This window comes from Streptacidiphilus jeojiense, from assembly GCF_000719095.1.
Classification (GTDB): domain Bacteria; phylum Actinomycetota; class Actinomycetes; order Streptomycetales; family Streptomycetaceae; genus Streptacidiphilus; species Streptacidiphilus jeojiensis.
Genome location: NZ_JOEH01000006.1, coordinates 343,812 through 353,936, shown reverse-complemented (window position 1 = coordinate 353,936; position 10,125 = coordinate 343,812). Strand labels below are relative to the sequence as shown.

The window sequence follows — 10,125 nt, the reverse complement described above, 5'->3', positions numbered from 1 at the left end:
CAGCACCGCGTGCACACCGGGCACCACGTTCACCCCGTCGACCTCGACCACCGCGTCCCGCGGGGCCCGCAGCGCGGTGTGCAGCACCGCCCGGTCCTCGGTGATGTTGATCTTCTCGCCGCGGAACATCGCGTCCCGCAACTCGAACACCCCGCGCGCCGCCGCCAACTGCCGCAACAGCCCCAGCGTCTCATCGGTCACCAGGTGCTTGGAGTAGTCCAGGTACAGATCCCCCACCCGCAGGCTGTACCGCTCACCACGACCGGCGTCCGCGGCGAACAGCTCCCGCAGGTGCACCTCACCCAACTCGGCCCGGTGCTTTCCCAACTCCGCCCACTCCGGAGACCGATCCAGCGGCAGCCGGTCGGAACGGGTTCCCTCGGACATCGCGTTGACTCCATTCCTGCAGAGGTTCGGTACGTGCCCGAGCCTATCCCGCGCGCTCCTCCTCGGGCGGACCGACGATCGGCAGGCTGAGCCGTACGGCGAAGCCCCCCTCCGAGGTGACGCCGCTGGTGAAGCTGCCGCCGAGCAGGGTCGCGCGCTCCCGCAGGCCGATCAGGCCGTGCCCGCCGCGCGGCAGGTCGGACAGATCGGTGCCGTCCCGGACCAGTGTTGGCGGGCCGTTCACCACCGAGACCACCAGCCGTTCCCCGGCCGAGGACTCACCGCCCGGGGGACCGCCGTTCGGCCAGACGCAGCGCAGCTCCACCTCGGTGCGGGCGCCGGGGGCGTGCTTGCGCACATTGGTCAGCGCCTCCTGCACCGTCCGGTAGGCGGCGCGCTCCACCGGCTCGGGCAGCGCCGGCGGCACCGGGCCCGGCAGCCGCAGCTCGGCGTCCACGTCCGAGTCGGCCACCAGCCGCGGCAGGTCGGCCAGCCGGGGCTGCGGAGCCAGCTCGGTGGGTCCGGCGCCGGCCGCGCGCAGCACCAGAATCATGCTGCGCAGCTCCTCCAGGGTGGCCACCGCCAGCCCGCGCAGGGTGCCCGCAGTGGCCCGGACCTCCGGGTCCTTCGCGGTCACCTGGAGCGCGCCGGCCTGCACCGCGATCAGTCCGGCCTGGTGCGAGACCACGTCGTGCATCTCCCTGGCGATCCTGGCCCGCTCCCGGGCCAACACCGTCTCGGCGTGCAGCTCCCGTTCTTGGTCCCGCAGCGTCGCCAGCTCGGCGACCCGCTCGGACAGCGCCTCCCTGGTGCGCGCCAGCAGTCCCAGCGCCGCCGGACCGGCCGCCAGCATCACCGCGTAGATCAGGTCCTGGGTGTGGTCGCTCAGCGTCTCCACGGTGAACTGGTGCAGCGGCCAGGGGACGAACAGGCCGAGGCCGACCAGCCCCGCGCCGAGGTACACCTGCCAGTGCGGGCGGGGCGTGCGGGCCAGGCTGTAGAGGGCGGCCATGGCCGCCAGCACGGCCGTGCCCGCGTACAGCCCCGGCAGCACCACCAGCAGCACCAGCCGCGGGAACCGGCGCCAGAACAGCAGCGAGGCCGCCGACACGATGGAGACGGTGAAGGTCCAGTCGCGCGGTGGCGGGAAGTTCAGCAGGGCGTCGACGGTGGACGCGGCCACCAGGACCAGGGTCACCAGCGCCTGGCGCACCCGCCGGGGCAGCCGGCGCCAGAGCGCGGGGACGCTGCGCGGCCCGGTCATTCGAGCAGTCCGGCCCGCTCGGCCAGGACCGCCGCCTGGATCCGGTTGGCCACCCCGAGCTTGGTGAGCACCGCGCTGACGTAGTCCTTGACCGTCGCCGCGCCCAGGTGCATCCGCGCGCCTATCTCGATGTTGGACAGCCCCTGCCCCAGGAAGCCCAGCACCTGCAGCTCCCGCTCGCTCAGCGCCCCGATGATCTCGCCGCCGCGCACGCCGCCGCGGCGTTCGGCCGCCCGCAGCCGCCGCAGCAGCGGCGCCGACAGGCAGCCGGCGCCGGTGGCCACCGCCCGGACCGAGCGGGCCAGCACGTCCGGCTCGGTGTCCTTGAGCAGGAAGCCGCCGGCGCCCAGCCGCAGCGCCTGGTCCAGGTACTCGTCGGTGTCGAAGGTGGTGAGCATGGCGACCTCCGGCGGTTCGGGCAGCGCCCGCAGCCGGCGCAGCAGGGTCAGTCCGTCCACGTCGGGCATCCGGATGTCCAGCAGCACCACGTCCGGGCGCTGCTCCCTGACCACGTTCAGCGCGTCGGTCCCGGAGCAGGTCGCCACCACCTCGATGTCCGGGGCGGAGCCCAGGATCATGGCGAGGCCGGACCGGATCAGCGCCTCGTCGTCGACGATGGCGATCCGGAGCGGGAGGCTGCTGGCTGACTGAGGGGGCAAAAGGACCTGTCCTGGACGATTCTCTGACATTGCTCCACCGGCGGCGCGCCGTTCCGGCGTCGCTTCAACACCTCGTTGACCTGGGAGTACCGCGTGACCGTACCCCAGGCTCCAGCGCTGGGCGAATCCGCGGCGGCCGGAGGCCCACCCCCGCTCCGCCCCCCGGTCGGTGGGCGGACAACCCCTGGTCGGGGGTGGTCCGGAGGTTCGGGTACGACCAGGATGGGCCCCTGGCGCCGGCAACGGCGCGTCGGCGGGCACCACGGGGGGGTGCCCGCCTTTGGCATGGGCCCGGGCCGTGCCATGCTTGGGCGGAAGGCATCCCGGGTAGGGCACGACGGAACAGCTCATCACACGCGGCCGGAGCATGGCAGCCAGCCATGCGGACCGAATCCCGACGAAGGAGCTTGGTATGCGGCAGACGGTACGCACGGTGGCGTGGAGGACCTCGGCCCCGGCAGGACCGGCCCCGGCCGGACTCCCCGAGATCCCGGAACCGTCGACGGTGTCGCCCGAGGACGCGCGGGTGCTGTCACGGCTGCTGTTCGACCGCCTGGGCCAGCTGGAGGAAGGCACTCCGCAGTACGCCTACGTGCGGAACACCCTGGTCGAGCTGAACATGGCGCTGGTGAAGTTCGCCGCCGCGCGGTTCCGCACCCGCAGCGAGCCGATGGCGGACATCATCCAGGTCGGCACCATCGGTCTGATCAAGGCCATCAACCGGTTCGACCCCGGACGCGGCCTGGAGTTCACCACCTTCGCGCTGCCCACCGTCACCGGCGAGATCAAGCGCTTCTTCCGCGACACCAGCTGGGCCGTACGGGTCCCGCGGCGGCTCCAGGAGCTGCGGCTGGAGCTGGCCAGGGCCACCGACGCGCTGCAGCAGGAGCTGGACCGGACCCCGACCACCGCCGAGCTGGCGGCCCGGCTGGGCCTGACCGAGGCCGAGGTGGAGGAGGGGCAGCGGGCCGGCCTGGCCTACTCGGCCGGGTCGCTGGACGCGGCGGCCGAGGAGGGCGAGGGCTCGCGCGGCGAACGGATCGGCTACGAGGACCCCGGTATGGCCCGGGTCGAGAACCACGAGTCGCTGCGGCCGCTGATCGCGGAGCTCTCGCCGCGGGACCGGCAGATCCTGTCGCTGCGCTTCGGCTCCGACCTCACCCAGTCGGAGATCGGCGCCGAACTGGGGCTCTCGCAGATGCACGTGTCGCGGCTGCTGACCCGGACCCTGGGCAGGCTGCGGGCCGGACTGCTGGCCGAGGACTGACGCTCGGAGCGCCCGTGCCGTGCCCGGGACAGCCGGGACACCCGTGACAGACCGAGGGCCCCGAACCGCCTGCTGCGGTTCGGGGCCCTCGTGCGGCTGTCCTAGGCCGCGCGGCTGGGGCGCTGGCCCTGGCCGGAGGGACGGCGCGGGCGGCGGCCGCCGTTGCCGCCACTGCCACCGCTGCGGCCGGAACCGCCGCGGGGGCCACGGGGTCCCTGCGCGGGCACGGCGGGGGCGGGCGCGGTGACGACCACCGGGACGCCGCTGGGCTTGCGGGCGCCGGTGATCCGGGCCAGCTCGGCGTCGCCGGCCCGGACCCGGTCGTTGTTGGGGGTGATCCCGGCGTCGGCCATCAGCCGCGCCATCTCCCGGCGCTGGTTGGACAGCACCAGGGTGACCACGGTGCCGGACTCCCCAGCGCGGGCGGTGCGGCCGCCGCGGTGCAGGTAGTCCTTGTGGTCGGTGGGCGGGTCGACGTTGACGACCAGGTCCAGGTTGTCCACGTGGATGCCGCGGGCGGCGACGTTGGTGGCGACCAGGGCGGTGATGTGGCCGTCCTTGAACTGCTCCAGCACCCGGTTGCGCTGCGGCTGGGACTTGCCGCCGTGCAGCGAGGCCGCGCGGACGCCGTTGGCGAGCAGCTCCTTGGCCAGCTTGTCGGTGGCGTGCTTGGTGTCCATGAACATGATCACCCGGCCCTCGCGGGCGGCGATCTCCACGGTCACGGCGCGCTTGTCGGCGTCGGCGACATAGAGCACGTGGTGCTCCATGGTGGTCACGGCGCCGGCCGAGGGATCGACCGAATGGGTGACCGGGTCGCTGAGGAAGCGGCGCACCAGGCGGTCCACGTTGCGGTCCAGGGTGGCCGAGAACAGCATCGTCTGGCCGTCCGGGCGGACCTGCTCCAGCAGATTGGTGACCTGCGGCAGGAAGCCCATGTCGGCCATCTGGTCGGCCTCGTCCAGGACGCTGATGGCGACCCGGTCCAGCCGGGCGTCGCCGCGGTCGATGAGGTCCTTGAGCCGGCCGGGGGTGGCGATCAGCACCTCGACGCCGCGGCGCAGCGAACCGGCCTGGCGGCCGATGGACATGCCGCCGACGACCGTGGTGAGCCGCAGGTTCACGGCGGTGGCGTAGGGGGTGAGCGCGTCGGCGACCTGCTGGGCCAGCTCGCGGGTCGGCACCAGCACCAGGGCCAGCGGGGCCTTGGGCTCGGCGCGCCGGCCGGCGGTGCGGGCCAGCAGGGCCAGGCCGAAGGCCAGGGTCTTGCCGGAGCCGGTGCGACCGCGGCCGAGGACGTCGCGTCCGGCCAGGGCGTTGGGCAGGGTCGCCGCCTGGATCGGGAACGGCTCGGTGACGCCCTCGCGGGTCAGCGTGGCCAGCAGGCCGCTGGGCATCTCCAGCTCGCTGAAGGCGGCGACCGGGGGAAGCGCCGGGGTGGTGCTGACGGGCATCTCGAACTCGCCCTGCGGGGCCGTGTTCTGACGGCGGCGCGGGGCGCCCTGCTGCGGGCGGCCACGGAACTGCCCGCCGCCGCCACCACCGCTGCGGGTGCTCGTCCCGGTGGGACGGCCGAAGCGGGTGGCGGGACGCTGGTCATTGGAACGGCTGGTGCGATGGTTCACGGAGAACCTTCCTCGTAGCGGCACGCTTCGAGGAGAGCTCCGCAGCGCTGGGCGCGGAGGATCGCAAGAACGAGCCAGGGGGCGGCGGAGAGTTCTCCGCAGGGGCGTGATCTGAATCACACGCAAAACTCTGCAGGCCCAGCGAGAACGCCGGGCCTACAGAGTTCAAGTAGCGGGGACAGGATTTGAACCTGCGACCTCTGGGTTATGAGCCCAGCGAGCTACCGAGCTGCTCCACCCCGCGTCGGTAACTCAACTGTACCAGAGCGGGACGATCAGCTCGGAGCAGGGCGGCCGCGGACGGTCGCGGACGGTTCGGGGACGGTCGTGGTCAGCCGGCCGCGGTCGCGACGAGCGGTGGCAGCGGCGCGATCACGTCGCTGACCGGGGTGTCCGGGGTCACACCCCGGGGGTCGGCGAAGAAGACCTGGCGGAACGGGCCGCGCGGGGACAGCACCTCGTCCTGCGCGGTGATCCAGGCCTCCAGGGTCTCCCCGGCCCGCATCCCGTCGGCCGGCGACAGCTCCCGACGGGTGAGCCGGACGTAGGCCTCGCGGTGCGCCGGATCCTGGCGGATCGTCAGGTCCGGGAAGCGGGCCGCCATCGCCTCGGCCGCCTCGTCCGGGATCGGACGGCACCACTCGATCGGGCCGTCCGAGTCCTCGTCCACCTCACCGTGGTAGATGAAGAAGGGCGCTCCCTCCATCCCGGCGAGCCCGGGGACGGTGCCGTCGCCGAGGCGGACCACCATCTCCACGGTGAAGTCGTTGATCTCGGCCGACGTGACATGGCGCAGCGAGCAGATCAGGGTGCGCGCCGGCATTTCGCGTACTGCGACGGGCAGCATGGTGGATCCCTCCGAGAGCGTCTCGACGAGGAAGCGGACGATGTCGCGGCGCTGCTGCTGCTCCGCCTCGACCTCGTCCCAGTAGCCGGACACGGCCTTCGCCGCCTCGCCCCGCGGCAGGTCGCAGACCTCGCGGATCCGGGCCAGCGGCATCCCGACCCGGCGCAGTCTGGCCACCAGCCGGGCCCGGGCCAGCTGGTCCTGGCTGTAGCGGCGGTAGCCGGACACCGGGTCGGTGTGCGCGGGGACCAGCAGTTCCAGCTCGTCGTACAGCCGCAGGGCCTTCGGTGACAGGCGGGCCGCCTTGGCGAAGGCTCCGATGGTCCAGAGCTCCATGGCCGTCCCCCTCCCCCGTACCGGACTTGTCGGTACCGGACTTCCTCGTCCCGGGCCTTCTGCCCGGTCACCACGATGCTGGGCCTTCCCCCTGGGACAAGGTCAAGGCCGTCAGGACAGCATGCCCGCACCGAGGAAGTCGGACCCGTCGCGGACCCCGGGCAGGGCGAAGAAGTAGCCGCCGCCGGTGGGCTGGATGTAGTCCACCAGCGGCTCGTCGGCGAGCCTGGCCTGGACCGCCTCGAACTGCCGGACCACGTCCTGCTGGTAGCTGCAGAAGAGCAGGCCGACGTCGAGGTTGCCGTTGACGTCCACGCCGCGGTCGTAGTTGTAGCCGCGGCGCAGGATCTGCTGGGCGGCGGTGGCCCTGGTCCGGGGGTTGGCCAGGCGGATGTGCGCGCTCATCGGGACGGCGATGCCCTGGGGGTCGGCGGCGTAGTCGGGGATGTCGGTCTCCCGGTTGCCGTCCAGCGGGGCGCCGGTGTCGCGGCGGCGGCCGATCATGGTCTCCTGCTCGCGCAGCGAGACCCGGTCCCAGAACTCCACCAGCATCCGGATGATCCTGACGACCTGGTAGCTGCCGCCCTCGGCCCAGGCGGGCTCGCCGCCGACGCCGCCCCTGGTCCACAGCAGGGCGTCGGCCACCGCTGCGGTGGCCACGTCCGGGTTGGCGATGCCGTCCTTGAAGCCGAGCTGGTTGCGCTGCGCGCCGGTGGGACGGGGGGCGGCGTGGAAGCCGTCGGCCTTCCAGTTGAGCTGCATGCCGGAGCGGGTGTGCTTGGCGATGTCGCGCAGCGCGTGCATCACGGTGTCCCGGGAGTCGGCGCAGAACTGGATCGACAGATCGCCGTGCAGCTCCGTCGACCCGGCCAGGTGGTCGTTGGGGAACACCGGCATCGGCTTGAGCCGGGCCGGTCTGCGGGCGGCCAGGCCGTAGCGGGCGTCGAAGAGCGAGGAGCCGACTCCGACGGTGACGGTCAGCCCGTCGGCGGGTACGTCCGGGCCGAGGGTGGCGCTGTCGGCGGGTACCGAGGCGACGCTCACGTCCGGCGGGGTGCCGCCGGCGGTCAGGAAGCGGATCCGGTCGGTGAGGGTGCGGAACAGCTCGCGCAGGGCGGCCCTGTCAACGGCGGTGACATCGAAGGAGGCGAAGGTCGCGGCGGCCTGCTGCGGGGTGGTGATCCCGGCCTGGTGCGGCCCCTCGAAGGGGATGCGGCGCCCGGCCGGATCGGTGTCACCGCCGTCGGACCCGGCCGCCGCAGCCCGCTCCACGCCCAGCGCGCCCACCCCGACCGCGGTGCCCACCGCGGCCCCGCGCAGGAAGGAGCGGCGGCGCAGCGGCTCGGACGAGGGGCTCATGCGGAGGGCCTTCCCTGGAGCAGGTCGGGGACGGTGGACAGCTGTTCCAGCAGTCCACCCAGGGCGCTGTCGAGCCACTGACGCTGCGTCAGCGACAGGGCGGCCGGGGCGGTCCAGCCGTCCGTGGGGCTGCCGTCCGACGGCCCCCCGGGAGCGGTCCGGCAGGCGGCGAGGTCGGCGTCGAGCGCGGACAGTCCGGCGTCGACGGCGGGGAGCAGTGCCGGGTCGCGCGGGGTGATCAGCGCGGTGAGGGTGCCGAGCACCGCCCTGGTCCCCTGCACATTGGCCTGCAGCGTCGCCAGCGCGGTGCCGCTGCCGTAGTCGGAGGCGCCGGTGAGCTGGAACTGCAGGGCGTTCTCCAGGATCTCGTGGCTGCGCAGCGGCAGGTCGCCGGGGTCGGTGTCGGCGCTGGGAAAGTCGGCGATCATGTCCTGCACGTCCTTGACCAGCCCGCTGCCGAGCGGACGCAGCACGGCGGCGCCCTGGCCGTGCCACAGGCCGTACTCGATCCGGTGGAAGCCGGTCCAGGAGGGATCCGCGGTGCCGCCCGGCAGGCCGTCGGCGGTGCCGTCGATGGCGCCGTCGAAGTCGCCGAAGGAGTTGTAGGCGGCGCCCAGCCGCTCGTAGTCCAGATGCGCGGGCAGCCAGTCGGCGCGGGCCCGGGCCAGGTCGCCGGCGGCCAGGTCGGCGTCGAGCCGGCGGCTGGCGGCGAGCAGCCCGGGCAGCGCCGCGGTGACGTAGGCGCGATAGGCCGTCACCGGGGCGCCCAGGTCCAGGTCGGGCAGCGGCGGGACGCCGGCCACCGCGTCGGCGACGGTGCCACTGAGGGTGCGGCTCGGGGAGGTCCGCACCTGGCCGTCGGTGAACACGCAGCGCAGCGCGTAGCTGCCGCCGTCCAGGGTGGTGGAGAGGGTCCTGGGCACCCCGGGCAGCAGCGACAGCACTTCGGCGTAGACGTCGCCGCTGCCGGGGGCGATCAGATAGACCTCGGCCGGGTCGCGGGCGGTGTCGCTGAGGCGCAGCACCAGGTGCCCGGCGTGCCCGTCCGTGGCGGCGGCCCACTCCGCGCCGCAACCGCTCTCGCTGACGGTGATCACGGGTGCGGCGGGAGCGTCCGCGGCGTCGGAGACGGCGACGCCGAGCAGGGCGATCACCGTCGCCGCGGTCAGTGCGGCCGCTGCGGCGCGGAGCGGGGGTCGGCGCATGGTCCGGTGCTGTTCCAGTCCCTGTGTCAGTTCCAGATGTCGGTGATCGCGGTGGCGGAGGCGCTGTTGCCGACCGCCTTCAGCCCGTACATCTGCTCCAGGGTCGCCAGCAGGTTGTAGTGGTTCACGGTCTCGTCGTAGGTGCCGGTCTTGACCGACTGGCCGACGATGATGGTGGGGACCTGGTTGCTCTCGGTGTAGTCGTCCTCGTCCCAGGTGACGATCAGCAGGCTGTTGTTGGCCTTGGCCCAGGTCGCGTAGGCGGACATCTTGCTGTTCAGCCAGGTGTCGGCGGCGGCGATGGTGCCGTCGTGCATGTCGTCGTTGAGGTTGGGGATCACGAACGACAGCGTCGGCAGGCTCGCGTAGCCGGAGCTGCTGGTCGGGAAGGAGGTGAACGGCAGCGAGTCGGCGGTCGGGACGTTGCTGAAGTTGATCCAGGGCGAGTGCTTCCTGGCGTACTTCCCGGAGCTGCAGGTGGTGGAGCCGGTGGAGGGCAGGCCCTCGGAATAGCCCTTGAAGGTGTCGCCGGCGGCCAGCAGCTCGGAGCCGAGGTTGGCGGTGGTGCCCTCGCTCACCGGGCAGGCGTCGGAGCTCAGGCCGAAGGTGCTGCCGGCGAACAGCGCCATGTAGTTGGGCTCGCTGGGGTGGGTCACCGCGTAGGACGAGGTGAGCAGCGCGCCCTGGCCGGCCAGGGAGTTGAAGTAGGGGGCGCTGCTGTTGCCGATGATGTCGGAGTAGGAGTGGTTCTCCTCCATCACCACCACGACGTGGGCCGGGGTGGGCACGGTGCTGGCGACCGCCTTGGTGGCGACCGGGGTGGTGGCGGGCGTGGCGTGGGTCTGGACTGCTGCCACGCCGAGGGCGACGGCCGCGGCGGTCGCGGCGGCGAGCGGGGCGAGCGAGCGGGACCTCAGACGCATGACGGGCTCCACGGTGAAGAGGGGGCGGCGGCAGAGCGCTGCTGCGCAGGTCAGCGTAGGGAGCCGGGGTAACCCGGAGCGGTACGAACAATCCGGATACGGTGAATTGGTCATGTCATTTTGGGGGCGGGGGCGATGCCCGCGATATGACCCCGGGGGCACGAGCTGCTACAACGGGTCTAGACTGCGGAACTTGGTGTGAAGGTGAGGGCGCCGCCGATGACGGCCGGCCCCACGCCCGGTCGGCGCTGAC

The 10,125-nt window shown here is 72.9% G+C and carries 8 protein-coding genes, 1 tRNA gene and 1 pseudogene; 1 reads left to right on the top strand and 9 read right to left on the bottom strand.

The window, feature by feature from the left end; translation table 11 throughout:
- The 3 genes and pseudogenes from IF29_RS0110015 to IF29_RS0110005 form a co-directional block, all read right to left on the bottom strand.
- A pseudogene (locus tag IF29_RS0110015) lies at positions 1-387 on the bottom strand (glucose-6-phosphate isomerase); the annotation flags it as partial.
- 43 nt (positions 388-430) lie between these two features.
- Positions 431-1,651 carry a sensor histidine kinase gene (locus IF29_RS0110010; RefSeq protein ID WP_037594701.1) on the bottom strand — a complete coding sequence of 407 codons (1,221 nt, stop codon included), beginning with the start codon at positions 1,649-1,651 and terminating at the stop codon, positions 431-433.
- A complete protein-coding gene (locus tag IF29_RS0110005) occupies positions 1,648-2,229 on the bottom strand; it encodes a response regulator (RefSeq protein ID WP_232242089.1) in 582 nt (193 codons plus the stop codon). The genes IF29_RS0110010 and IF29_RS0110005 overlap by 4 nt, the downstream gene beginning before the upstream one ends.
- A 493-nt stretch (positions 2,230-2,722) precedes the next feature.
- Between IF29_RS0110005 and IF29_RS0110000 the strand changes: the two genes are divergently transcribed.
- On the top strand, positions 2,723-3,577 hold the full coding sequence (locus IF29_RS0110000; RefSeq protein WP_051725122.1) for an RNA polymerase sigma factor SigF: 855 nt from the start codon (positions 2,723-2,725) through the stop codon (positions 3,575-3,577).
- A 101-nt stretch (positions 3,578-3,678) separates the two neighbouring features.
- On the opposite strand, the gene IF29_RS0109995 is transcribed toward IF29_RS0110000, so the two are convergent.
- The 6 genes from IF29_RS0109995 to IF29_RS0109970 form a co-directional block, all read right to left on the bottom strand.
- On the bottom strand, positions 3,679-5,202 hold the full coding sequence (locus IF29_RS0109995; RefSeq protein ID WP_030252479.1) for a DEAD/DEAH box helicase: 1,524 nt from the start codon (positions 5,200-5,202) through the stop codon (positions 3,679-3,681).
- Positions 5,203-5,372: 170 nt separating this feature from the next.
- Positions 5,373-5,446 (bottom strand) — tRNA-Met (locus IF29_RS0109990).
- Between the two features lie 87 nt (positions 5,447-5,533).
- Positions 5,534-6,385 (bottom strand): MerR family transcriptional regulator, encoded by an 852-nt coding sequence (locus IF29_RS47485; RefSeq protein ID WP_037594700.1) that lies wholly within the window; start codon positions 6,383-6,385, stop codon positions 5,534-5,536.
- Between the two features lie 111 nt (positions 6,386-6,496).
- The gene (efeB, locus tag IF29_RS0109980) at positions 6,497-7,744 is read right to left on the bottom strand and encodes an iron uptake transporter deferrochelatase/peroxidase subunit (protein WP_030252476.1); all 1,248 of its coding nucleotides are present in this window, start codon (positions 7,742-7,744) and stop codon (positions 6,497-6,499) included.
- Positions 7,741-8,949 carry an EfeM/EfeO family lipoprotein gene (locus tag IF29_RS0109975; protein WP_051725121.1) on the bottom strand — a complete coding sequence of 403 codons (1,209 nt, stop codon included), beginning with the start codon at positions 8,947-8,949 and terminating at the stop codon, positions 7,741-7,743. The genes efeB and IF29_RS0109975 overlap by 4 nt, the downstream gene beginning before the upstream one ends.
- Positions 8,950-8,975: 26 nt before the next feature.
- Complete coding sequence (locus IF29_RS0109970) at positions 8,976-9,872, bottom strand: alkaline phosphatase family protein (protein ID WP_084713830.1); 897 nt, start codon at positions 9,870-9,872, stop codon at positions 8,976-8,978.
- Between the last annotated feature and the right edge of the window lie 253 nt (positions 9,873-10,125).

What these genes read in the sequence shown, in the direction of transcription:
- efeB (WP_030252476.1), bottom strand. Translation starts at nt 7,744, where the DNA reads ATGAGCCCCTCGTCCGAGCCGCTGCGCCGCCGCTCCTTCCTGCGCGGG.
- IF29_RS0110010 (WP_037594701.1), bottom strand. Translation starts at nt 1,651, where the DNA reads ATGACCGGGCCGCGCAGCGTCCCCGCGCTCTGGCGCCGGCTGCCCCGG.
- IF29_RS0109970 (WP_084713830.1), bottom strand. Translation starts at nt 9,872, where the DNA reads ATGCGTCTGAGGTCCCGCTCGCTCGCCCCGCTCGCCGCCGCGACCGCC.
- IF29_RS47485 (WP_037594700.1), bottom strand. Translation starts at nt 6,385, where the DNA reads ATGGAGCTCTGGACCATCGGAGCCTTCGCCAAGGCGGCCCGCCTGTCA.
- IF29_RS0110000 (WP_051725122.1), top strand. Translation starts at nt 2,723, where the DNA reads ATGCGGCAGACGGTACGCACGGTGGCGTGGAGGACCTCGGCCCCGGCA.
- IF29_RS0110005 (WP_232242089.1), bottom strand. Translation starts at nt 2,229, where the DNA reads ATGATCCTGGGCTCCGCCCCGGACATCGAGGTGGTGGCGACCTGCTCC.
- IF29_RS0109975 (WP_051725121.1), bottom strand. Translation starts at nt 8,949, where the DNA reads ATGCGCCGACCCCCGCTCCGCGCCGCAGCGGCCGCACTGACCGCGGCG.